The 23,451-nt window shown below is 59.2% G+C and carries 24 protein-coding genes; 10 read left to right on the top strand and 14 right to left on the bottom strand.

The genetic code is table 11. The annotated features are described in order from the left end of the window. Nucleotides 1-1,236 (bottom strand): DNA repair exonuclease, encoded by a 1,236-nt coding sequence (locus QA646_RS04580; protein WP_283057858.1) that lies wholly within the window; start codon nucleotides 1,234-1,236, stop codon nucleotides 1-3. A 218-nt stretch (nucleotides 1,237-1,454) separates the two neighbouring features. On the opposite strand from QA646_RS04580, the gene QA646_RS04575 reads away from it, so the two are divergent. Beyond that, nucleotides 1,455-2,441, top strand: a complete 987-nt coding sequence (locus QA646_RS04575) for an aldo/keto reductase (protein ID WP_283057857.1) — start codon at nucleotides 1,455-1,457, stop codon at nucleotides 2,439-2,441. Between the two features lie 265 nt (nucleotides 2,442-2,706). Here the strand turns inward: QA646_RS04575 and hupB are convergent, their stop codons facing one another. The 4 genes from hupB to clpP form a co-directional block, all read right to left on the bottom strand. Beyond that, a complete protein-coding gene (gene hupB, locus QA646_RS04570; RefSeq protein WP_104822664.1) occupies nucleotides 2,707-2,982 on the bottom strand; it encodes a DNA-binding protein HupB in 276 nt (91 codons plus the stop codon). Between the two features lie 206 nt (nucleotides 2,983-3,188). Then, the gene (lon, locus tag QA646_RS04565; RefSeq protein ID WP_283057856.1) at nucleotides 3,189-5,609 is read right to left on the bottom strand and encodes an endopeptidase La; all 2,421 of its coding nucleotides are present in this window, start codon (nucleotides 5,607-5,609) and stop codon (nucleotides 3,189-3,191) included. Between the two features lie 408 nt (nucleotides 5,610-6,017). Further along, complete coding sequence (gene clpX, locus QA646_RS04560; protein WP_028753990.1) at nucleotides 6,018-7,295, bottom strand: ATP-dependent Clp protease ATP-binding subunit ClpX; 1,278 nt, start codon at nucleotides 7,293-7,295, stop codon at nucleotides 6,018-6,020. 303 nt (nucleotides 7,296-7,598) lie between these two features. Beyond that, nucleotides 7,599-8,231 (bottom strand): ATP-dependent Clp endopeptidase proteolytic subunit ClpP, encoded by a 633-nt coding sequence (gene clpP, locus QA646_RS04555; RefSeq protein WP_283057855.1) that lies wholly within the window; start codon nucleotides 8,229-8,231, stop codon nucleotides 7,599-7,601. Nucleotides 8,232-8,640: 409 nt separating this feature from the next. Here clpP and QA646_RS04550 point away from each other — a divergent pair, with 409 nt between their 5' ends. Next, on the top strand, nucleotides 8,641-9,894 hold the full coding sequence (locus tag QA646_RS04550) for a GGDEF domain-containing protein (RefSeq protein WP_283057854.1): 1,254 nt from the start codon (nucleotides 8,641-8,643) through the stop codon (nucleotides 9,892-9,894). 41 nt (nucleotides 9,895-9,935) lie between these two features. Next, on the top strand, nucleotides 9,936-11,180 hold the full coding sequence (locus tag QA646_RS04545; RefSeq protein WP_283057852.1) for a cytochrome P450: 1,245 nt from the start codon (nucleotides 9,936-9,938) through the stop codon (nucleotides 11,178-11,180). Between the two features lie 130 nt (nucleotides 11,181-11,310). Here QA646_RS04545 and pstB read toward each other — a convergent pair whose 3' ends face one another. The 7 genes from pstB to QA646_RS04510 all read right to left on the bottom strand — a co-directional run bounded on the left by pstB (nucleotide 11,311) and on the right by QA646_RS04510 (nucleotide 17,644). Next, entirely contained in the window at nucleotides 11,311-12,147 is an 837-nt protein-coding gene (pstB, locus tag QA646_RS04540; protein WP_283057851.1) for a phosphate ABC transporter ATP-binding protein PstB, read from the bottom strand. Between the two features lie 29 nt (nucleotides 12,148-12,176). Then, nucleotides 12,177-13,028: a phosphate ABC transporter permease PstA gene (gene pstA / locus QA646_RS04535; protein ID WP_283057850.1), complete on the bottom strand. Its 852-nt coding sequence runs from the start codon at nucleotides 13,026-13,028 to the stop codon at nucleotides 12,177-12,179. Nucleotides 13,029-13,038: 10 nt separating this feature from the next. Then, nucleotides 13,039-14,010, bottom strand: coding sequence for a phosphate ABC transporter permease subunit PstC (gene pstC, locus QA646_RS04530; protein WP_283057848.1), 972 nt, complete (start codon nucleotides 14,008-14,010; stop codon nucleotides 13,039-13,041). A 76-nt stretch (nucleotides 14,011-14,086) separates the two neighbouring features. Then, the gene (gene pstS / locus QA646_RS04525) at nucleotides 14,087-15,058 is read right to left on the bottom strand and encodes a phosphate ABC transporter substrate-binding protein PstS (protein ID WP_283058965.1); all 972 of its coding nucleotides are present in this window, start codon (nucleotides 15,056-15,058) and stop codon (nucleotides 14,087-14,089) included. A 333-nt stretch (nucleotides 15,059-15,391) separates the two neighbouring features. After that, nucleotides 15,392-15,736, bottom strand: a complete 345-nt coding sequence (locus tag QA646_RS04520) for a cupin domain-containing protein (protein WP_283057847.1) — start codon at nucleotides 15,734-15,736, stop codon at nucleotides 15,392-15,394. A 34-nt stretch (nucleotides 15,737-15,770) separates the two neighbouring features. After that, nucleotides 15,771-17,054, bottom strand: coding sequence for an O-acetylhomoserine aminocarboxypropyltransferase (locus QA646_RS04515; protein WP_283057846.1), 1,284 nt, complete (start codon nucleotides 17,052-17,054; stop codon nucleotides 15,771-15,773). 161 nt (nucleotides 17,055-17,215) lie between these two features. Next, nucleotides 17,216-17,644, bottom strand: coding sequence for a CoA-binding protein (locus QA646_RS04510; RefSeq protein ID WP_283057845.1), 429 nt, complete (start codon nucleotides 17,642-17,644; stop codon nucleotides 17,216-17,218). Between the two features lie 111 nt (nucleotides 17,645-17,755). Between QA646_RS04510 and QA646_RS04505 the strand changes: the two genes are divergently transcribed. Together QA646_RS04505 and QA646_RS04500 are read left to right on the top strand one after the other, a co-directional pair. After that, nucleotides 17,756-18,085 carry a hypothetical protein gene (locus tag QA646_RS04505; RefSeq protein ID WP_283057844.1) on the top strand — a complete coding sequence of 110 codons (330 nt, stop codon included), beginning with the start codon at nucleotides 17,756-17,758 and terminating at the stop codon, nucleotides 18,083-18,085. A 463-nt stretch (nucleotides 18,086-18,548) separates the two neighbouring features. Then, nucleotides 18,549-19,385 carry an EamA family transporter gene (locus QA646_RS04500; RefSeq protein WP_283057843.1) on the top strand — a complete coding sequence of 279 codons (837 nt, stop codon included), beginning with the start codon at nucleotides 18,549-18,551 and terminating at the stop codon, nucleotides 19,383-19,385. 96 nt (nucleotides 19,386-19,481) lie between these two features. On the opposite strand, the gene QA646_RS04495 is transcribed toward QA646_RS04500, so the two are convergent. Next, nucleotides 19,482-19,625: a hypothetical protein gene (locus QA646_RS04495; protein ID WP_283057842.1), complete on the bottom strand. Its 144-nt coding sequence runs from the start codon at nucleotides 19,623-19,625 to the stop codon at nucleotides 19,482-19,484. Between QA646_RS04495 and rplM the strand changes: the two genes are divergently transcribed. Both rplM and rpsI read left to right on the top strand, forming a co-directional pair. Continuing rightward, complete coding sequence (gene rplM, locus QA646_RS04490) at nucleotides 19,624-20,088, top strand: 50S ribosomal protein L13 (protein WP_028753977.1); 465 nt, start codon at nucleotides 19,624-19,626, stop codon at nucleotides 20,086-20,088. The genes QA646_RS04495 and rplM overlap by 2 nt on opposite strands. A gap of 2 nt (nucleotides 20,089-20,090) precedes the next feature. Beyond that, on the top strand, nucleotides 20,091-20,558 hold the full coding sequence (gene rpsI / locus QA646_RS04485; RefSeq protein WP_028753976.1) for a 30S ribosomal protein S9: 468 nt from the start codon (nucleotides 20,091-20,093) through the stop codon (nucleotides 20,556-20,558). Between the two features lie 162 nt (nucleotides 20,559-20,720). Here the strand turns inward: rpsI and QA646_RS30590 are convergent, their stop codons facing one another. After that, the gene (locus QA646_RS30590; RefSeq protein ID WP_349254257.1) at nucleotides 20,721-20,858 is read right to left on the bottom strand and encodes a hypothetical protein; all 138 of its coding nucleotides are present in this window, start codon (nucleotides 20,856-20,858) and stop codon (nucleotides 20,721-20,723) included. 220 nt (nucleotides 20,859-21,078) lie between these two features. On the opposite strand from QA646_RS30590, the gene QA646_RS04475 reads away from it, so the two are divergent. The 3 genes from QA646_RS04475 (at nucleotide 21,079) to argC (ending at nucleotide 23,409) form a co-directional block, all read left to right on the top strand. Next, nucleotides 21,079-21,459, top strand: a complete 381-nt coding sequence (locus tag QA646_RS04475) for an antibiotic biosynthesis monooxygenase (RefSeq protein ID WP_283057840.1) — start codon at nucleotides 21,079-21,081, stop codon at nucleotides 21,457-21,459. Beyond that, nucleotides 21,440-22,393, top strand: coding sequence for an agmatinase (gene speB, locus QA646_RS04470; protein WP_283057839.1), 954 nt, complete (start codon nucleotides 21,440-21,442; stop codon nucleotides 22,391-22,393). Before QA646_RS04475 ends, speB begins: the two co-directional genes overlap by 20 nt. A gap of 83 nt (nucleotides 22,394-22,476) precedes the next feature. Next, a complete protein-coding gene (argC, locus tag QA646_RS04465; protein ID WP_283057838.1) occupies nucleotides 22,477-23,409 on the top strand; it encodes an N-acetyl-gamma-glutamyl-phosphate reductase in 933 nt (310 codons plus the stop codon). Nucleotides 23,410-23,451 lie beyond the last annotated feature (42 nt).

The raw sequence follows: 23,451 nt of genomic DNA, 5'->3' as shown, positions 1-23,451 counted from the left end.
TCAGCCCGCCCCCTGCCCGCGCGCCAGCAGCAATTGCCGCGCCTCCTCCATCAACATCTCGACGGAATCGTCAAGCGGCAACTCCGCCGCGCCCAGGCCGGACGGCAAGCGCATCGCGATCTCACTGACAAGCTTTTCCGCTTCCGCGACAATATCCGCATCACCGGCATGTTCGGTCAGCAATTGGCCGAGATCGAGTGTGCCGTTGGCCTCGACAGCGCTCGCGACGGGCGGCTCCAGCCGCAGCTCCAGCTTCTCCAGCCAGATATCCTCATGCACGCGATGGCAGGCGGCCTCGACTTCGTCACGCCATTGCTGGCGATTGGCCGCAATAGTGCCCTGCAATGGCGTAATGCCCGACAGCCGGACGCGCAGCGCCGTCATGCGCCCCGCCATATCATCGGCAAGCGGCTGCACCGCCTGTTCGATACGGCGCAGGATTGCGGCCTGATCATCCTCCGGATCGACGGCAATATCGGCTTGCGCGAACCGCGCCTCGTCGACAATCAGGCGTTCGTGGCTGACGCGGCCGTCGTCGACCGTGACCAGCACGGCGCCCTTTGCTCCACGCTCGCGAATGCTGCGGCCCTGCAGGTTGCCAGGAAAAACCACCAGCGGGTCGCTCGCCACCACCTCATAGTCGTGCACATGGCCAAGCGCCCAATAATCATAACCACGCGAACGCAAATCATCGACCGAGCACGGCGCGTAGGGCGCATGCGGCTCGCGGCCGGTCAGCGAAGTATGGAGAATGCCGATGTTGAACCAGCCGTGCACCGGCGCTGGATAGGCGAGCGCCAGATTGTCGTTGGCCGAGCGTTCGGCAAAGCCCTGCCCGTGCAGCGCCACCTGCAACCCATCCAGCTTGACGGAGCCGGGCTTGTTGGTCGGGAATTCATGGACATTGGCCGGCAGCGTAATGGTCTTGGTGATGACGCTTGCCGCATCGTGATTTCCACGCAGCAAATAGACCCGAATACCAGCCCGCTCCAGCCGCGCCATTTCCCGATTGAAAAACAGGCCGATCTTGTTGTCCTTCCAATCGCCATCATAGACATCGCCGGCAATGAGGAAGAAATCGACCGCTTTCTCGATCGCCAGCCCTACCAGCGTCGAAAAGGCCTTACGGCTCGCTTCCACGAAGACGGCGGCAATAGCCGCATCTTTCAACGCCAGCCCCTGAAAAGGACTGCCGAGATGCAGATCGGCGGCGTGGATGAAACTGAAAGAGGGCATAAGCTCCGGTCATCGTCAGATAGCTGGCATCTTCTTTTAGGGAAATACGCAGCCGATGAACACCATGCGGAAGAGGTCATCCAACGCTTTCGTCTATTGTCACGCCCTGTCATGCTCCTATGTCACGCGATTGCGATCCTGCAACGTCGTCACAGGCTTGTCCGCACTCTGAGCGGCTGGTAGTGCCTTGGCATTTCATCACGAGGGGAGACAGTTCCATGAAACACGATGCTTTCGGCCGCACGCCTTTTATCGTTACGAATGTGGGCTTCGGCGCCTGGCAGATCGGCGGCGCCTGGGGCGATGTCAGCGAGGCCGATGGCCGCGCCGCCCTGAATGCCGCGCTCGACGCCGGCATGACCTTCATCGACACGGCTGACGTCTATGGCGATGGCCGCTCCGAAAAGATCATCGCCGATGTGCTGAAGGCTCGCGGCGGTACGCGCCCGATGGTCGCGACCAAGGCCGGCCGCCGGCTCAACCCGCACGTCGCCGATGGCTACACCAAGGCCAATCTCGAGGGCTTCATCGATCGCAGCCTGAAAAACCTTGGCGTCGACAGCCTGGACCTGGTGCAATTGCATTGCCCGCCGACCGAGGTGCTCTATCGCCCCGAAGTCTTCGCCGGGCTCGACGAACTGCAGAAGGCCGGAAAGATCAAGGGATACGGCGTCAGTGTCGCGCTGGTCGAGGAAGCGCTGAAGGCGATCGAATATCCGGGCGTGCTCAGCATCCAGATCATCTACAACATCTTCCGCCAGCGGCCCGACCATCTGTTTTTCAAGGAAGCCAGGCGCAAGAATGTTGCGGTCATCGCCCGCGTGCCGCTGGCCTCCGGCCTGCTTTCCGGCAAAATCACCCGCGATACCCAGTTCTCCAGCGACGATCATCGCAACTTCAACCGCCACGGTGAGGCCTTCGATGTCGGCGAAACCTTTGCTGGCGTGCCGTTCGAGGTCGGCCTGCAGGCGGTCGAGGAAGTCCGCAAGCTCGTCCCCGCAGGCACCAGCATGGCGGCTTTTGCGCTGCGCTGGATCCTGATGAGCGACGCAGTCACGGTCGTCATCCCCGGAGCCCGCAATGCCGAGCAGGCCAGGGCAAATGCGGCGGCGGCTGACCTTGCGCCGCTTTCAGCCGATGTCATGGCGGCAACGCGGGAGATCTACGAACGCCTGATCGCTCCGCACGTTCATCACCGCTGGTAGCGATAGGAGTCGCTGGGAAAACACATGGCTTCTTTGAAGCGCCTCGCCTAAAGCTCGTCGCGATTTTTCAGATTCGCTCCGACGCTTTAGCTCTTTGTTTTTGCATGTCGTTCTCGCAAAACCGCCGCACACTTTTGCGCGACATGCATCAGAGCCGCCGGATGTTCCGAGAAGCCACTGAACGGAAAAAAAGGGGCCCGAAAGTTCGGACCCCTATACCTTCCACCTCCAAAATCATCTTCTGGGAGGCGGGTGGAAACGAGTATCAGCCGTTGACGGCGTCCTTCAGGCCCTTGCCGGGCGTGAACTTCGGCACGTTGCGAGCCGCGATATCAACCTCAGCGCCGGTGGACGGGTTACGGCCCTTCGTAGCTGCACGGTGGGAAACGGTGAAGCTGCCGAAACCTGCGAGACGAATGTCGCCGCCCTTCTTCAGTTCAGACTGCACGGTATCGAAAACAGCGTCAACAGCGGAAGCAGCGTCAGCCTTCGTGATACCGGCCTTCTCGGCCACTGCGGACACGAGCTCATTCTTGTTCATGTTTCCACCCCTTTCTCTGGTATGAAACGACTCATCTTGTAAGCGGGGCGCAGAATACGAGTGCTCCAGCCCGCCGCAACCCCCAAAAGCCCTGCAAATCAAGGAAAAGCAAGCGCCGCCAAAAGCTTTTCACAAAAAAAGACCGGCAAAAATGCCGGTCTTTTCTGGTTTTATGTCAATTCGGCGCAAATGAGGCTCAACCAAGCCTAGTGGGCGATGGCCGCCCCCACATCATCGACGCCTTCAACCGTTGCGATCACGGGCGTTTCGACGGTGCCGTCCCATTCGATCGGCTCGGGCCTGCGCACGAGCGCATGCTTGATTACCTCGCCCATGCGGGATACCGGGACGATCTCCATGTTGTTCTTCACGTTGTCCGGAATCTCCGCCAGATCCTTGGCGTTTTCCTCCGGAATCAGCACCTTCTTGATGCCGCCGCGAAGCGCTGCAAGCAGCTTTTCCTTCAGGCCGCCGATCGGCAGCACGCGGCCGCGCAGCGTGATTTCACCGGTCATGGCGACATCCTTGGAAACCGGGATGCCGGTCATGATCGAGACGATGGCGGTCGCCATGGCAACGCCGGCCGAGGGGCCATCCTTCGGCGTCGCACCTTCCGGCACGTGCACGTGGATGTCGCTCTTGTCGAAGAGCGGCGGCTGGACGCCGAAATCGACGGCGCGCGAGCGGACATAAGAAGCCGCCGCGGAAATCGATTCCTTCATGACTTCCTTCAGGTTGCCGGTGACCGTCATGCGGCCCTTGCCCGGCATCATCACGCCTTCGATCGTCAGCAGCTCGCCGCCGACTTCCGTCCATGCGAGGCCCGTTACGACACCGACCTGATCGTCCCGCTCGGCTTCGCCATGGCGGAAGCGCGGAACGCCGAGATATTCATCGATATTCGCAGCGGTGACCGCGACGGACTTGGTCTTGCCCTTGATGATCTCGGTGACCGCCTTGCGGGCGAGCTTCATCAATTCGCGTTCGAAGTTACGCACACCGGCTTCACGGGTATATTGCTGGCTGATCGCCATCAGGGCGTCGTCGCTGACCGAAAATTCATTCGGCTGCAGCGCATGTTCCTTAATGGCCTTCGGCAGCAGGTGCCGCTTAGCGATTTCGCGCTTCTCGTCTTCGGTGTAGCCGGCGATACGGATGATCTCCATGCGGTCCATCAGCGGCGCAGGGATGTTCAGCGTATTCGCCGTCGTGATGAACATCACATCAGACAGATCATATTCGACTTCCAGGTAGTGATCCATGAAGGTCGAGTTCTGCGCCGGGTCCAGCACTTCCAGCAAAGCCGAAGACGGATCGCCGCGATAGTCCTGGCCGAGCTTATCGATCTCGTCGAGCAGGAAGAGCGGGTTAGACTTCTTGGCCTTCTTCATCGACTGGATGACCTTGCCGGGCATCGAGCCGATATAGGTGCGGCGGTGACCGCGGATTTCAGCTTCGTCCCGAACGCCACCAAGCGCCATGCGAACGTACTCACGGCCGGTCGCCTTGGCGATCGACTGAGCGAGCGAGGTCTTGCCGACGCCCGGAGGGCCGACGAGGCACAGGATCGGGCCCTTGATCTTGGTGGCACGAGCCTGAACGGCCAGATATTCGACGATGCGCTCCTTGACCTTCTCGAGACCGAAATGATCGGCTTCGAGGATCTTCTCGGCATTGTTCAGATCGGTCTTGATCTTCGATTTCTTATGCCAGGGGATACCCAGCAACCAGTCGAGATAGTTGCGCACGACGGTAGCTTCCGCAGACATCGGGCTCATCTGACGCAGCTTCTTCAGCTCCGTATCGGCCTTTTCCTTGGCTTCCTTGGAGAGCTTCGTCTTCGAGATGCGCTCTTCCAGTTCGGCCATCTCGTCGCGGCCTTCCTCGCCGTCGCCAAGTTCCTTCTGGATCGCCTTCATCTGCTCATTCAGGTAGTATTCGCGCTGGGTCTTCTCCATCTGGCGCTTGACGCGCGAGCGGATACGCTTTTCGACCTGCAGAACCGAAATCTCGCCTTCCATGAAGCCGAGCGCCTTTTCTAGGCGGCCCTTGACGCTAGTGGTTTCCAGCATCTCCTGCTTCTCGGTGATCTTGATCGACAGGTGCGAAGCAACGGTATCGGCGAGCTTCGAATAGTCGTCGATCTGGCTGGCCGCACCGACCACTTCCGGCGAAATCTTCTTGTTGAGCTTCACGTAGCTTTCGAATTCCGAAACGACCGAGCGGCTCAGCGCTTCCAGTTCGACCGGATCTTCATTCGGCTCATTCAGGACATGGCCGAGGGCTTCGTAAAAATCCTCGCGGCCCGTGTAAGAATCGATCTCTGCGCGTGCCCGACCTTCGACCAGCACCTTGACGGTGCCATCGGGGAGCTTCAGGAGCTGCAGCACATTGGCTACGGTGCCAACCCTATGAATTGCGTCCGGGGCGGGATCGTCGTCGCTGGCGTTGATCTGGGTGACGAGCATGATCTGCTTGTCGGACCCCATGACCTCTTCAAGCGCCCGGATGGACTTCTCCCGTCCGACGAACAGCGGCACGATCATGTGGGGGAAAACCACGATGTCGCGCAATGGCAATACCGGATAGGCAATGCTCTCATTTGCCGCAGACGTTTTCTTAGTCATGTCATTTCCTTTCCGTCGTCCCGTTCCCGGGCTCTCTGCCGGCTTGGGGGGGAATTAGCCGGCTCTCTCACTTGGGTTAGAAGTGGAGTTTCACATCAATCATTTCAAGTCGTGCAAGACGCGCCGTCGGGTCACGAAAACGCGCATATCACGAGGAGGAACGCACAACAAACACCGGACCCCGGCTACTCGAACATCGCCGGCAACGCGGTTCGCGGACGCAAATCCACATATCCGCCGATGATCTCCAGAATCACGCCATCATGGCCGCGGCGGGCGCTCTTAACAACCGGTCTAGTCGGCGTCCCATCAAGCTTATCCCGGACTTTATCAGGAAACTGCACGATTTTTCAAATAGAAAGGGGCCCGTCAACGACGAGCCCCGAAATTAAGCCGCAAATCTGGCGATCAGGCGGTGGCGTTGGCCTTTTCTTCCTGCCGATCAGCATAAATGTAAAGCGGACGGGCAGAGCCGCGAACGACCTCTTCGGAGATGACCACTTCGCGAACACCTTCCAGCGCCGGCAAATCGAACATGGTGTCGAGCAGGATCTTTTCCATGATCGAGCGCAGGCCGCGAGCGCCGGTCTTGCGCACGATCGCCTTGCGAGCGATTTCGCGCAACGCATCCTCGTGGAAGGTCAGCTCGACGTCTTCCATCTCGAACAGGCGCTGATACTGCTTGACGAGCGCGTTCTTGGGTTCCGACAGGATCTGGATCAATGCATCCTCGTCCAGGTCTTCCAGCGTCGCCAGAACAGGCAGACGGCCGATGAATTCCGGGATCAGGCCGAACTTGACCAGGTCTTCCGGCTCCAGTTCGCGCAGCACTTCGCCAACACGGCGGTCATCGGGCGCCTTGACTGCGGCACTGAAGCCGATCGAGGTCTTTTCGCCGCGGGCGGAGATGATCTTGTCGAGACCAGCAAAAGCGCCGCCGCAGATGAACAGGATGTTCGTCGTGTCAACTTGCAGGAATTCCTGCTGCGGATGCTTGCGGCCACCCTGGGGAGGAACCGAAGCGACCGTGCCTTCCATGATCTTCAACAGCGCCTGCTGGACGCCTTCGCCCGACACGTCGCGGGTGATCGACGGGTTGTCCGACTTGCGCGAAATCTTGTCGACTTCATCGATGTAGACGATGCCGCGCTGGGCGCGCTCGACGTTGTAGTCGGCAGCCTGCAGCAGCTTCAGGATGATGTTTTCGACATCTTCACCGACATAGCCGGCTTCGGTCAGCGTCGTTGCGTCAGCCATGGTGAAAGGCACGTCGATGATGCGGGCCAGCGTCTGCGCAAGATAGGTCTTGCCGCAGCCGGTCGGTCCGACGAGCATGATGTTCGACTTCGCCAATTCGACATCGCCGTTCTTGGACGCATGTGCGAGACGCTTGTAGTGGTTGTGAACGGCCACCGACAGGATCTTCTTCGCCTGCCTCTGGCCGATGACGTATTCGTCGAGAACCTTGATGATATCCTGCGGTGTCGGCACGCCGTCACGGGATTTCACCATCGAGGATTTGTTTTCCTCGCGGATGATGTCCATGCAGAGCTCGACGCACTCATCGCAGATGAAGACGGTCGGTCCGGCGATCAGCTTCCGCACTTCATGCTGGCTCTTGCCGCAGAATGAACAATACAGGGTATTCTTGGAGTCGCCGCCGTTGCTGCCGCTGACTTTGCTCATATCATTTTCCTTCCAGCACGCCGCTGATTTTCAGATTGAAATCGCGGTCCACTCACTGCGCCCACCGGACCTGCCCCTCGTTTCATCAGCAGATCGCGGCGCTCTTCGGGGTACTGAACGTAGCCCAGACCACATACCCGGGCTGCGGTGGCAACGAATCCCCCTTCGAATGCCGAATGCTATGTCATAAATTCGCTACATAGCATTAACGCTTACTATTACCGTGTTCTACACCACATTAAACCCCTATTCGATCACAAATGGGATAGAACTGTGGCGTAGAAGACACCGCCCTTGGATAACTCAGGCGGGGGTTTCCCCTTCCATTTCAGTACGGGACGTCAGCACCTTGTCGATCAGACCCCAATCCTTGGCTTCCTCGGAGGACATGAAATGGTCACGATCGAGCGTCTGCTCCACCTCTTCGTAGGTACGGCCGCAATGTTTGACATAAACCTCATTCAGGCGGCGCTTCATCTTGATGATGTCGCGGGCGTGACGTTCGATGTCCGAAGCCTGCCCCTGGAAACCGCCGGAAGGCTGGTGAACCATGATGCGCGAATTCGGCGTCGCGAAACGCATGTCCTTATCGCCGGCCGCCAGCAGCAGCGAGCCCATGGACGCCGCCTGGCCGATGCAAAGCGTCGATACGGCGGGCTTGATGAACTGCATGGTGTCGTAGATTGCCATGCCGGCCGTGACGACGCCGCCCGGCGAATTGATGTAGAGCGCGATCTCTTTCTTCGGGTTTTCCGCCTCGAGGAAAAGAAGCTGGGCGCAGACCAGCGTTGCCATCTGATCTTCGACCGGGCCTGTCAGGAAGATGATGCGTTCCTTCAGCAGGCGAGAATAGATGTCGTAAGACCGTTCCCCGCGGTTGGTCTGCTCAACAACCATCGGCACCAGAGCCATAGCTGTATCGACTGGATTTCTCATGTGCGTCCTTTACCAAACTTGCCCCGACGGCGAAATGCCGGGAATCGAATAAAATCCCTTACCCTACATAGAGTGTCACTGCCCTGCACTTCAAGACGCGCGACAGGATAACGTCAAAAAGGACTAATGGCCCAGGAGATGTTGAGGAAGCGTTTCTAACCGCTGATTTCCCCCTGCCAATAGATCCGATGATGCACTGCGCGCGGTCCACCGCTTTTCCCAACTGCAGGGTGAACGAAAGATGAAACGCAGACGAGGTTGGCACAGCATCAATCCGATGCGCAGGTAAAATTTACCAAGCGACTTAAGGAACTCACCATCTTATTCAGCGATGATGCCTCCATTGCAAGCGTTACCGCGTCCCTTGCGCAGACGATATACGCGCCACGGTAAAGGAGAAACGCATATCGTGCTCAATATCACCACGGGCCTCACCATCTGGTGTTCGGAGGCGCTTACGCTCGCAACCGTGCTTTTCTTTGCCTGGCGGCATGATCGCCAGACGCCTGCCTATTTGATGTGGGCGCTGGGCTTCACCGTCAGCGCCGTCGGGTTCGCGCTTGTGGCAGCGCGCGGTTTCATTCCGGACTTCCTGTCGATCGAAGTCGGCAACGGCGTCGCCCTGCTCGGCGAAAGCGCGTGGATCGCGGGCTTTTGCTGGCTGGACAATCGCAGGCTGGACTGGCGGGCGCTGTTCCCGCCGCTCATCTGGTTTGCCGGCGTCGAACTGCCTTGGATTCACGAGAGCTACGTCAATCGCGTCATCCTTTACGATCTCGCCGGCGCTGTCGGCGCGACGCTGCTCGCCTCTTCGATTCGCCCGGCGGAAGGCCGGCGCGAGGGGGTGCGCGGTCAGCTCGGCTTCGTTTTCATGGCGCTCGCCTGCCTTTGCTTCGTTTCCGCCATATCGATGACGCTTCTGCAGCCCAGCCTCCAGGATGCGCTGAACTATCGCAGCTACTCCGCCCTTGGCAGCGCGCTGCTGATCACAACGGCAATCGCGCTCAGCGGCAGGCTGATGATGGAACGATCCGAACGACGCTGGCGGGCGATCTCGATCACGGATACGCTGACGGGCGTTTTGAACCGACGCGGCCTGCAGGACTTTTTCGAGCTTGTCGCCGGAAAGCCTAAGAAAGACTCGCAGAAGATCGCCACGCTGCTATTCGATCTCGATCATTTCAAGGCGATCAACGACCGTTATGGTCACCAGACGGGCGATATCGTGCTTGCCGAATTCGCGCGTATCGGACGGCAGTTCGTGCCTCGCAGCGGCGCATTCGGCCGCATGGGCGGCGAAGAATTCACCGCCTTCATCCTTGTCGACGACCAGGCGGAGGCGGAGGCGATCGCCGAGACTATCCGCACGGAGTTCTGCCGGGTGCCGCTGCTTGCCGGCCGCTCATTGGTGCCGGCGACCGTCAGTATCGGCCTGGCGATCATGCCATGCGAAACCGCGAATTGGGATCGGCTGGTTTCCGCCGCCGATCGGGCGCTTTATGCCGCCAAGCGCGCCGGCCGCAATTGCACGATCGTCTTCAGCGAGGCTGAAGCGGCAATGGCTACGGATACGCCGCCCGATCCGAACGGCGGTGAACTTGTGCCGACGCTCGACGATCAAATCCATGCGCTGCGCCGCCTCGGCACTTTGTCGCGGATGTAACGGTCTTTTCCCGGCCGATTTATTCCGATAATCCTTTCGTCATGACCACATCCTCCGTTTTCTCCATCGATCCCGTGGCGCGTCGCGTGTCCCTCAATGCCCGCGATCCCGCCTTCTACAACAATCCGAATGCCGTCTATGCCGCCTTGCATGCCGAATGTCCCACCTTCTATTGGGAACAGCAGCAGCAATGGTATTTCACCGGCTATGATCACGTGAACGGCCTGCTGCGCGACCGCCGCTTCGGCCGGCAGATCCTGCACATCGCCGACCGCGAAGAACTCGGCCTCCCTGCGCCGCAGCCGCACCTGAAGAACTTCGATCTTGCCGAACAGCATTCGCTTCTCGAAATCGAGCCGCCGGAACACACGCGGCTCAGAACCCTCGTCAATCGCGCCTTCGTCTCCCGTCACGTCGAGAAGATGAAGCCGGAGCTGGCGGAGCTCGCCAACCGGCTGATCGACAATTTCGAGAAAAAAGGCGAAGTCGAACTGCTGTCGGCCTTTGCCGACATCATTCCCGTCACGATGATCGCCCGTATGATCGGCATTCCGGAAGAGATGGGGCCACAGTTGCTGAAATGGTCGCATGCCTATGTGCGCATGTACATATTCGGCCGTACGCCCGAGGACGAGATTGCTGCCGATCAGGCGGCCAAGGAATTTGCCGACTACGTGAAAACAGTCATTCGCGAGCGCCGCGCCAATCCGCGCGACGATCTCCTCACGCATATGATCACCACAGAGCATAAGGGCCAGTATCTGACGGAAGACGAGCTGGTCTCGACGACGATCGTGCTGCTCAATGCCGGCCATGAGGCGACGGTGCACCAGATCGGCAATTCCGTTCGCGTCATTCTGGAGAGCGGCTACGCACCGGCCGAGCTCTTCAAGGACGAGGCGACGACGGAGCGTACGGTCGAGGAAACCCTGCGCATCTGCGCGCCTGTGCATGTATTTCAGCGCTGGTGCCTGGAGCCGGCCGAGATCGACGGTGTTTCCTTCCAGCGTGGCGACAAGGTGGCGCTGATTCTCGCCGCCGCCAATCTGGACCCAACGAAATTCTCCAATCCCCTCGCCTTCAAACCCGACCGCAATGAAGCGCCCAACCTCTCCTTCGGCGCCGGCATCCACTTCTGCATCGGCGCGCCGTTGGCGCGGCTGGAACTGAATGCGGTGCTGCCGATCCTGTTCGAGCGCCTGCGCGGCCTGAAGCTCAAGAAGACGCCGGAGGTCAAGGACCTCTATCAATTCCACGGCCTGGACAAGCTCGAATTGACCTGGTGATTTAAGTTCGACGGCGTTGATGTCGTTCAAAGCCGGGTCACGAAACCTCGCCCAAAATGCAAAATGGCGTGCCGGGCAGGCGCGCCATCGCAAAATCACTGGGAAGCAGGAGACGCCCGCCTCTGCCATATCAGCCGTAACGGCCGGTGATGTAATCTTCCGTGCGCTTGACCTTCGGCGCCTGGAAAATCTGTTCGGTCGGGCCGTATTCGATCAGCTCGCCGAGATACATGAAGGCGGTGCTGTCGGAGATGCGGCTTGCCTGCTGCATGTTGTGCGTGACGATGACGATCGTGAACTCGCCCTTCAACTGCGATACCAATTCTTCGACCTTGGCGGTCGAGATCGGGTCGAGAGCCGAGGTCGGCTCGTCGAGAAGCAGAACTTCCGGACGCAGAGCGATGGCGCGGGCGATGCAGAGACGCTGCTGCTGGCCGCCGGAAAGGCCAAGTCCGCTCTGGTGCAGCTTTTCCTTCACTTCACTCCACAACGCTGTTTCCGTCAGCGCCGCTTCGACGCGGACGTCCATTTCCGCCTTGGAGATCTTCTCATAAAGGCGGATGCCGAAAGCGACGTTTTCATAGATCGACATCGGGAATGGCGTGGGCTTCTGGAACACCATGCCGACCTTGGCGCGCAAATCGTTCAGATCGACGTCCTTGGCGAGAATATTGCGTCCGTCCAGCCGAATCTCACCCGAAACCGTCTGGCCTGGATAGAGATCATACATCCGGTTGAAGGTGCGCAGCAGCGTGGACTTACCGCAACCCGAAGGGCCGATGAAGGCCGTAACCGCATTTTTGCGGATGTTCATATTCACACCCTTCAGAACGCGATGGCCGTTCTGATAGGTGAAATCGAGGTTCTTCACCTCAAGTTTCGCGAGCGTGCCGAGACCTGACTGGGAAACGGCGTCCTTCCCCGGCTGTGCGTTGACGCTCTGGAAATTGCTGTCGCTCATGTTCATGGCTTCATTCCTATCGTTCGGCGGCTGCGTCACTGGCGGCGCCCACTCAAGACACGGGCAAGGATGTTGAGGGCAAGGATGGCAACGGTGATGATCAGCGCGCCGGCCCAGGCAAGTTGTTTGAGATCCTCGCCGGCATCGGCGGCGAGCGTATTGATGGCAACCGGCAGCGTGGCGATCGGACCGGTCAGGCCTGCATTCATGAATTTGCTGTAACCGGCCGTGAAGAGAAGCGGCGCGGTTTCGCCGCTGATACGGGCGACAGCCAGCAGGATGCCCGTGAGGATGCCCGTCCAGGCGGAACGGTAGATCACCATCATCATGGATTTCCAGCGCGGCGCGCCGAGCGCAGCGGTCGCCTCACGGAGCGCATTTGGCACCAGCAACAGCATGTCCTGCGTCGTGCGGTTGACGACCGGAAGGGCGATCAGCGCCAGCGCGAGGATGCCGGCGATGGCAGAGTTGCCGTGCATGGGCACGACCACGAGGCCGTAGACGAACACACCGATGATGATCGACGGTGCGGAGAGCAGGATGTCGTTGATGAACTTGGCAGCCTCGGCAAGCTTGGTGCCGTTGGCATATTCCACCAGATAGGTGCCGGCGAGAATGCCGATCGGCGCAGCGATCAGGATGGCGCAGCCCGTGACCAGCACAGTGCCGTAGATTGCGTTGATCAGGCCGCCGCGCGAGCCCTGGGCTGGGATCGACATGGTGAACACGTCGAGGCTGAGAGCCGATACGCCGCGATAAAGCAGGGTTACAAGGATCACGCTGAGAAAGAATATGCCGAGAATGGCCGCGAGGAAGGACAAGGCCATCATCACCCGGTTCTTTGCATACCGCCTCGACACAAGATTCTGACGAATTGCATTTTCCATGGTTTTTTCCTCAGAGCGAATCGCCACGGCCGATCATCCATCTCGCCACTGCAAGCACGCAGAAGGAAAGGACGAACAGAAGCAGGCCGAGCGCAATCAAGCTCGACAATTGCAGACCGTCGGCATCGCCGAAGTTGTTCGCGATCTGGGCGGAAATGGTAGTTGACGGCGAGATGATCGACGATTGCAGACGGCTAACCGAGCCTACAACGAAGGTGACAGCCATGGTTTCGCCAAGCGCGCGGCCGAGGCCGAGCATGATGCCGCCGACAAGGCCGCGACGCGTATAGGGGATGAGGATGTGGCGAGCCACTTCCCATGTGGTCATGCCCATGCCGTAAGCGGATTCACGCAGCATCGGCGGCACGGTGCTGAACACGTCGCGGGAGATCGCGGTGATGAACGGCAGGATCATGACGGCCAGCACGAGGCTTGCCGTCAGCAGGCCGACGCCCGGCGCCGGCGGCTGGAACAGCAGGCCGATCAACGGCACCTGGCCTATCGTCATCATAAGGAAGGGCAGGACATAGTTCTGCATCAACGGCACGAGAATAAACAGACCGACGATGCCGTAGATAATGGAGGGAACGCCGGCCAGAAGCTCGATGGCCGTGCTGATCGGACGACGCAGGCTGCCGGGGCAGAGTTCCGTGAGGAAGATGGCGATGCCGATGCCGAGCGGAATGGAAATCAGCATGGCAATGATCGAACTCACCAGCGTACCGACCACGGCAGGCACGGCACCATAGATATCGACTGGAGCACTCCACTTGGTACCCCAGAGGAACGAAAACCCGAAGGTCTGGAAGGTTGGCAAGGCATCGATGACAAGAACGGCAAGAATTGCCAACAGCAGAAGCACGACAAGAGTAGCCGAGCCAAGCGTCATAAAATAGAAAATCCGATCCTGCATCCGGAATTTTCTGGTGGCGGCGGTGGTATCCAGAGCCTGGAAGCCAGCCGTCTGAGTCGCATCAGCCATCGATTTCCCCTTGTCCTGTCACGAAAGGCGGACAGGGCCATTGCCCGGTCCGCCGCAACTTCACATCCAGCACAAATTATTTCGTGCCGAAGTCCTGCTTCCAGGACTTCTCGACAACCTCTGCAACATTGTCCGGGACCGCGAGATACGACAGGGCCGTCGCGTCCTTCTGGCCGTTCTCATAGGCCCACTTGAAGAACTTCAGAGCCTCTTCGTTCTTAGCAGCATCGGCCGGTTTCTTGTAGAGCATAACCCAGGTCGAAGCTGCAATCGGCCAGCTCTTTTCGCCCGGCTGATTGGTGATGATCAGGTTGAAGTTCTTGGCATGCGCCCAATCTGCGTTGGAAGCAGCAGCCTTGAAGGTGTCGAGGCTCGGCTCGATAACCTTGCCGGCAGCGTTCTTCATCTTCGCGAAACCGATGTGGTTGGCGACGACGTAAGAATATTCAACGTAGGAGATCGAACCAGCCGTCTGGTTGACAGTGGTGGAAACGCCTTCGGAACCCTTGGCGCCGAAGCCGACCGGCCATTCAACCGCCGTGTTCGAGCCGACCTTTTCCTTCCACTCCGGCGAAACCTTCGACAGGTAATCGGTGAAGTTGAAGGTCGTGCCCGAGCTGTCGGCGCGATAAACGACGGAGATTGCCGTGGAAGGCAGCTTCAGCTCGGGGTTGAGGGCCTTGATGGCCGCATCGTCCCACTTGGCGATCTTGCCGAGGAAGATGTCGCTCAGCGTCTTGCCGTCGAGAACGAGTTCGCCCGGCTTTACGCCTTCAATGTTGTAGGAAACGACGATGCCGCCGGAGATCATCGGGAACTGGGCAATGCCGTTCTTCTCGAGGTCAGCGTCGCTCATCGGCTTATCCGAAGCGCCGAACACGATGGTCTTGTCAAGGAGCTGCTTGATGCCGGCGCCCGAACCGACCGACTGGTAGTTGACGACATTGTTCGTCGCAGCCTTATAGCCTTCGGCCCACTTGGACAGAACCGGCGCGATGAAGCTCGAGCCGGCGCCCGTGATGTCGGCAGCAGAGGCCGAGACGGACATAGCCGCGATGAAGCCTGCAGTCAGGCAAAGCGAACGAAATTTCTGTTGCAACATGATTGAACTCACTTCCCAGAGTGATGAAAGGATTGCGAGCAGGAGATTAGCGTGGAGCGCCCCATTGGTTCGTACCCCCACCTCAATCTCCTGGCGACAGTGATGCCTCTAATCTCGCAGTGTTTCAGTTTGATGACAGTTTGGTGAAAGGCCAGTGACACAACTTGCGGCAATGAAAATGGCCGTCGCCCGGCCGTGCGATGAATACCTGCCCACATCCCAACAAGGCTCGCCTTTACGGATTAATCCGATCGCTTGGCGGCGGGATTAGCAGCGCCTTCAAAGACGGATTACATAATCCTTTCGAGTCGTTTCAATGACTTCCCACGTCCCTTTGAAGCCGGGTCTCAGAATCATCCGATCGCCGGCGCGCAGATGAAAAGTCTCGCCATTTTCGGCGGTGACGACCGAATAACCGGAAAGAATGTGGAAATACTCCCACTCGTCATAGACGATTTGCCATTTTCCGGGGGTCGCCTCCCATATGCCGGCATAGAGGCCACCGTCGGCTTCCTCGACGTTCCAGGTGCGGAACTTTGGCGCACCGGAAAGGACGCGATCGTCAGCGGGAGCGCCGGCTTCCGGCTCGATGCCGTCCTGGCCCAATCGTAAATATGTTGTCATAAATCCTCCGTCCCGATCCGGAAACGCTTCCGTGTCACACCTTCGCCAGCGCTTGTTCGAGGTCGGCGATGATGTCCTTGACATCTTCGATGCCGATCGACAGGCGTACGACATCGGGACCGGCGCCGGCGGCGATTTTCTGCTCGTCGGTGAGCTGTTTGTGCGTCGTTGAAGCGGGGTGGATGACCAGCGAGCGGGTATCGCCGATATTGGCGAGATGGGAAAAGAGCTCCAGGCCTTCCACCAAGCCCTTGCCCGCTTCATAGCCGCCCCTCAAACCGAAGGTGAAGACGGAACCCGCTCCCTTCGGCGAATAGCGCTGTTGCAGCGCATGGTTCGGATCGTCCTCAAGGCCGGCATAGTTCACCCAGGCCACCTTGGGCTGCTGTTTCAGCCAGCGGGCGACGGCGAGCGCATTGTCGGAATGGCGCTGCATGCGCAGCGGCAGCGTCTCTATGCCTGTGAGAAGCAGGAAGGCGTTGAAAGGAGAGATGGCGGGGCCGAGATCGCGCAGGCCGAGGACGCGGCAGGCTATGGCGAAAGCGAAATTGCCGAAGGTCGCATGCAGCACGATGTCGTTATATTCAGGCCTCGGCGTCGACAGCATTGGATAGTTGCCAGAGACCGACCAGTCGAAGGTGCCGCCATCGATTATCATGCCGCCCATGGAATTGCCGTGGCCGCCAATGAATTTGGTCAGCGAGTGCACGACGATGTCGGCGCCATGTTCCAATGGCCGGATGAGATAGGGAGTGGCCATGGTGTTGTCGACAATCAGGGGCAGGCCGTGCCTGCGGGCAACGGCGGCGATGGCCTCGATATCGACGAAGGTGCCGCCGGGATTGGCAAGACTTTCAATGAAGATGCCGCGGGTGCGGCTGTCGATCTCAGCCTCGAACGTGGCCGGATCGGCGGGGTCGGCCCAACGCACATGCCAATCGAAATTCCGGAATGAATGACCGAACTGGTTGACCGAGCCGCCGTAGAGCCGCCTGGCGGCGACGAAATTGTCGCCGGGCTGCATGATAGTGTGAAAAACGATCATCTGGGCGGCATGACCGGAGGCGACAGCAAGACCCGCCGTGCCGCCTTCGAGAGCGGCCACCCGCTCCTCGAGCACGGCTTGGGTCGGGTTCATGATGCGCGTGTAGATATTGCCGAACTGCTGCAGCCCGAAAAGTGCGGCGGCGTGGTCCGCATCCTGAAAGACGAAGGAGGTCGTCTGATAGATCGGCGTCGCGCGGGCGCCCGTCGTCGGGTCCGGCTGCGCGCCTGCATGGATCGCCAGCGTGTCGAAACCCGGATTATTCGTCGGCATACTTCTCTTCTCCCGCCCCTGTTGTGACGGGAGGATCATAACGTCTCAGGCTTGAAAGTTAACCGCGAACTTTGCCGAGCTTTTCCACCGGAGGGAAAAACCTGCCATCTTTCAGCGATATCGCATGTCAGGTTTTTCGCAGTCGGCGGCGCCCGCCAGCGTCAGGCGACCAGCCGCGGATATTCGATAGCCGGGCAGCGATCCATGACGACCTTGACGCCGGCCGCTTCCGCTCTTGCAGCGGCGGCATCGTCCCTTACGCCGAGCTGGCCCCAAATGACCGGTGGCCGCGGTTCGATCATGATCGTCTCTTCGACGACCGATCGCAGATATTCCGGCGCACGGAAAACATCGACCATGTCAACCGGTTCAGGGATATCGGCCAGATGGCCAAAAACCCATTGTCCGAAGATCTCCTTGCCGGCCTGTCCGGGATTGACGGGAATAACGCGATAGCCTCGCGCCATCAGATAGGCCATGACGCCGTTGCTTGGACGCGCGGGATTGGGCGATGCGCCGACAAGCGCGATGGTCCGCACGGATAAAAGAATGTCGGCGATATAAGAATCCTCATAACGGTCATGGTTCATCACAGAGCCTCCCATTGGATCACACTTGCGTTTTGCCACAAATCCGGAAACCACGGCCGCGGCTTTCGCGTATATATAAGCATTATAACAATTTCGAGGAGGATTGCTCCGATGAAAAAAATCGTTCTGCTGAGCCTGCTGATCGCCTCTGCGGCCACGCCGGCCTTGGCGATCTCGCGCTACAATTCCATGTCCTTCACCTGCGGCCAGGCGAAGGCGATCATCGACCGCGAACGGGCTGTCATCATGCGCTATCCGTCCTCCAGGGTGCGCAACATGACGCTTTATGATCGCTTCGTTTCAGACAGCAATGCCTGCGATACCGGCTTTTATGCCTATCAGGACTATATGCCCACCAAGGACCGAGCCGATTGCCCTGTCTATATCTGCCGGCCGTCGACCGATTTCGACGAGGATGATCTGATCATCCCGCGTCGATAGCAGCGACAGGTTGTCCGGCTTTCACGAAAGATGTGGCTCAGCCTGCAGGAAGCCTCGAATTTCCGACGCAGAGTGGTTCCTGCGCCCGCAATGAGTTTAGCCAACCGAAAGCAGCGGGATTCTTTCCATTACAATTTCTGCCTTCAATGGTACTACGATAACACCCTCACAGCGCTTTGGATGTTATCGAAATAACCCCGCGTCATGCGTTCACCCGGCATGCAATTTTTGTTCCCGCTTCATTCCCCTATAAATTAGAAACATCTCATGGTTGCGCAAACAAATCGAACAAACGAAGAACGCACAACCATGTTTTTCTATTGGGTTTATTGAAAGAAAGGACGGCCAGGCGCATGAAAACCCACACATTTTGTTGCCTTTTGGCGCATTGAGGCGCAAATGGCACCTGCATAGCCACAAATCGTCAAACCTTTGCCCGTTGCCGCGCAATCCCGAGGTCTCCTTGTCCGCTGACGTTATTGCACTCGTTCTCTTCGGCGCCCTGCTGCACGCAACATGGAACGCCATCATCAAGGCCGGAACGGACAAGTCGCTGGATGCTGCCATGGTTGCAGCCGGCGGCGCGGCAACCGCCCTGCCCTTTCTACCGTTTCTGCCATTGCCGGCTTCGGCCGCCTGGCCATTCATCGGCGCGTCGGCGATCCTGCAGTTCGCTTATTTTCAATTGGTCGCCGCGGCCTACCGCGCCGGCGACATCGGCCTCGTCTATCCGCTCATGCGCGGGGTGGCGCCGCTGATCATCGTGGCGACCAGTGGCTTTATCTTGCGGGAGGCGCTGTCCGGTGGCGCGCTGCTCGGCACGATGACGATCTGCGCCGGGATATTGACGCTTGCCTTCGAAGCCCGCAAGGGCGGCCGGCAGGCCATCGTGCTCGCTCTATCCAACGCGGTGGTCATCGCCACCTATACCTATGTCGACGGCATTGGCGCACGCCTTTCCGGCAATTCCATATCCTATACGCTGTGGATGTCGCTCCTACCGCCGGTACTCCTGTTCACCTGGGCGATCTCGCGGCGTGGCGTTTCCGTCGTCGCCGCCCACGTCCGCTACAACTGGTGGCGCGGGCTGATCGGCGGCGGCGGTTCGCTGACATCCTACGGCCTGGCATTGTGGGCGATGACAAAGGCTCCCGTCGCCATGGTGGCGGCGTTGCGCGAGACATCGATCCTGTTCGCGCTGGTGATTTCGGTGGTTATCCTGAAGGAGCGATCGAGCATCTGGCGCTATGTGGCCGGTGCCATTATTGCAGGGGGTGTATTGGTTCTGAGGCTGGCTTAGAGACAAGAAATATGTGGTATTAACACACCGTATATTTAACCTATTGATTTTAATCGGTAATTTTTCAGACTGCAAAATCTCCTCTTATTGACCTCCTCACCCATTCCCTTTATAAGCCGCACCAGATCGCAGCCTTTCCGGGCTGCTTTCTTTTTGGCGCGTGTTTCGCTCGCCAAACCAAGCAACAAGAAACGCCCTGATGCCTTCGGGCTCGGGGATCCAAAAGAGAGTATTCAACATGGCTACCTTCTCCCAGAAGCCTGCAGAGGTGGAGAAGAAGTGGGTTCTCATCGACGCCGAAGGGCTCGTCGTTGGCCGTCTCGCTTCTATCATCGCAATGCGTCTGCGCGGCAAGCATAAGGCTACCTTCACGCCGCACGTCGACGACGGCGACAATGTCATCGTCATCAATGCCGACAAGGTCGTCTTCACCGGCAAGAAGTACGAAGACAAGGTTTACTACTGGCACACCGGTTATGCCGGCGGCATCAAGGAGCGCACCGCTCGCCAGATCATCGAAGGCCGCTTCCCGGAGCGCGTTCTCGAGAAGGCTGTCGAACGCATGGTTCCGCGCGGCCCGCTCGGCCGTCGCCAGATGAAGAACCTGCGCGTCTACGCCGGCTCCAACCATCCCCATGAAGCCCAGCAGCCGGTCGTTCTCGACGTGGCCAAGCTGAACAAGAAGAACGTAAGGAGCGCCTGATAATGGCTGATCTCTCTTCCCTGAAGGATCTCGGCACGGCATCGGAAGCTGCTGCTCCGGTTCACGTCCGCAAGGTCGATTCGCTTGGCCGTTCCTACGCGACCGGCAAGCGCAAGGACGCCGTCGCCCGCGTTTGGGTCAAGGCCGGCTCCGGCAAGATCATCGTCAACGGCAAGGACTACACGGCATACTTCGCCCGTCCGGTTCTGCAGATGATCCTGCGTCAGCCGATCGTCGCTGCTGCCCGTGACGGCCAGTTCGATATCGTTGCAACCGTCGCCGGCGGCGGTCTCTCCGGCCAGGCCGGTGCCGTTCGCCACGGCCTGTCCAAGGCGCTGACCTACTTCGAGCCGGGCCTGCGCTCGGTCCTGAAGAAGGGCGGCTTCCTGACCCGCGACAGCCGCGTCGTCGAACGCAAGAAGTACGGCCGCGCCAAGGCGCGTCGTTCGTTCCAGTTCTCCAAGCGTTAATCGCTTATCCGAGATCGGATTTTGGAAAGGCCGGGTTCGCCCGGCCTTTTTTTCGTTGTGTTCAGTTATCGGAACTGCAATGCCCTCGGCGGTCGATGTTCCACATTGAGATGTGTCAGCGCTTTTTCTCTGTTATCGTATCATCAATCGGTGAGACAGGAATCAGACAGGGGCAGGCATGAGATCTACGAGATTGGGTTTGGTCTCTTCGCTGGCGCTTGCAGCCCTCTGCGCAACCGCGGCTCTTTCAGCGGATGCCGTAACGACGATCGAGGCGGCACCGGTCCCCATGGAAAGCATGCGGGATTTCCTTCAAGCCAATCCGCATTGCCGGCAATTTACCGACCAATGTTCGATCTGCGCCGTTGTCGACGGAAAGGCGCAATGTTCAACGCCGCAAATCGCCTGTGTGAAGCAAGCGTATCGATGCACACTGCCAGCAAGCAAATAGCGTTTGTAGCTCCGATGCTTGCATGCCACGTCTATGCCCTCTACTTCTCTTCGCCTTGGGAGACACGCTATGACACATGATCGTGCATCGCCTTTTGCCGCCACGCCGGAGCCGCCCTACTACATCGTCTCCTTTTCCTCCATCCGCACCGCGGGCGATCAGGGCTACGGTGCCATGGGAGAGAAAATGGAGGCGCTGGCGCTCGCTCAGGATGGTTGCTTCGGCCTTGAGAGCGCCAGACGCAGCGATGGCTTCGGCATCACCATTTCCTTCTGGCGGGATGAAAAAAGCATTCTGGCCTGGAAGAACGTCGTCTCGCATATGGCGGCTCAAAAGCTCGGGCGCGACCGTTGGTACGAGCAATATCAAGTCCGCGTCGCCCGGGTTGAGCGGGCCTATAGTTTCCATGCGAACAAAGGAGGAGAATCCCTTGCCGAGCACGTCGATTGATCACGCCTTTTCGGCAACAGGCCTGACGTCGGCTGCCAGCGATCCGACTTTTGCGGGGGCGCTCTCCTTCATGCGCCGGCGCTTCACCAAGTCGCTCGAGGGTGTCGATGCTGTCGTATGGGGCATTCCTTTCGATGCGGCGACATCCAATCGGCCTGGAACGCGCTTCGGGCCGCAGGCGATCCGTCGAGCCTCCGCGATCTTCGACAATGATCCGCAATATCCTTTCCACCGCGACCTCTTCGCCGAGATGGCCGTCATCGATTATGGCGATTGCCTGCTCGACTACGGCAACCATCAGGAGACGCCAGGGGAGATCGAGCGGCAAGCGAACACGATCCTCGATAGCGGCGCTTTTTTGCTCACGCTCGGCGGCGACCATTTCGTCACCTGGCCATTGCTGAAGGCGCATGCGGCCAAGCATGGCCCCTTGTCGTTGGTGCAGTTCGACGCACACCAGGACACATGGTTCGACGACGGCAAGCGAATCGACCACGGCTCCTTCGTCGCACGCGCTGCCCGTGACGGCTTGATCGATGTCAACCGCTCCATCCAGATCGGCATTCGCACGCACGCGCCGGAGGATTACGGCATTCGGCTTCTCTACGGCCATGAAGTCGAAGATATGAGCGCGGCCGACATTGCGTCGACGATCATCTCCCACACCAAGAGCGCGCCCGCCTACCTGACCTTCGATATCGACTGCCTCGATCCGGCCTACGCACCCGGCACCGGAACGCCGGTAGCCGGTGGCCCGTCGAGTGCGAAAATCCTGTCGGCGCTGCAGAGGCTGCATCAGCTCGACATCAGGGGTGCCGATATCGTCGAAGTTTCTCCGGCCTATGACCATGCCGACATCACCGCCATTGCGGGAGCGACAGTGGCAATGTATATGCTCGGTCTCCACGCGGAAAGGCGCGCGAGCAGCCGCTGATTGCAGCTGTTATCATTTTGAATCAACTCCATGGCAAACCGAGTCCGGAAACACTCTTAACCTATTGAAAGAGCAGGATTAAAATGGCACCGAAAATCTTCATCGACGGCGAACACGGAACCACGGGCTTGCAGATCCGCACGCGCATGGCCGACCGCCGCGATGTCGAGCTTCTGTCCATTCCGGAAGCCGAACGCCGCAATGCCGCGATGCGCGAAGACATGCTGAACAGCGCCGATATCGCCATTCTCTGCCTGCCCGACGATGCATCGAAGGAAGCAGTGAAGATGGTCTCGGCGAACAACAGGGTCCGCGTCATCGACACCTCCACCGCCCATCGCGTCAATCCCGGCTGGGCCTATGGCTTTGCCGAAATGGACAAGGAACAGGGCGACAAGATCAAGGTTGCCCGTTTCGTCGCCAATCCCGGCTGTTATCCCACCGGCGCCATCGGCCTCATCCGGCCGCTGCGCGCTGCCGGCATCCTGCCAGATGGCTATCCCGTCACCATCAATGCCGTTTCCGGCTATACCGGCGGCGGCAAGCAGATGATCGCGCAGATGGAAAATGCCGATCACCCTGATGCGATCACCGCGCCGCACTTTCTTTATGGCCTGCCGCTCACTCACAAGCATGTGCCGGAGATGACGACGCACGGCCTGCTTGACCGCGCACCGATCTTCTCGCCATCCGTCGGCAAGTTTCCGCAGGGCATGATCGTGCAGGTGCCGTTGCACCTCGACGATCTCGCCGAAGGCGCGACGCTGGAGAGCATCCATGCTGTGCTCGCGGCCCACTATGCCGGTCAGGATATCGTGCAGGTCGTCCCGCTGGCAGAAAGCCGCGCTTTGCCGCGCGTCGACGCCGTCGAGCTGGCCGGCCGGGATACGATGAAGCTGTTCGTATTCGGCACGCCAGGCACCACTCAGGTCAATCTCGTCGCTCTGCTCGACAATCTCGGCAAAGGTGCTTCGGGCGCTGCGGTCCAGAACATGGACCTGATGCTGAGCGCCTGAAGGCTCAGACCCAGGAAATGGCAGCAGACCGTAAAGCGATCG

The sequence above is a fragment of the Rhizobium sp. CB3090 genome, from assembly GCF_029714285.1.
Lineage (GTDB): Bacteria > Pseudomonadota > Alphaproteobacteria > Rhizobiales > Rhizobiaceae > Rhizobium.
This window is presented reverse-complemented; position numbering and strand designations above follow the sequence as displayed.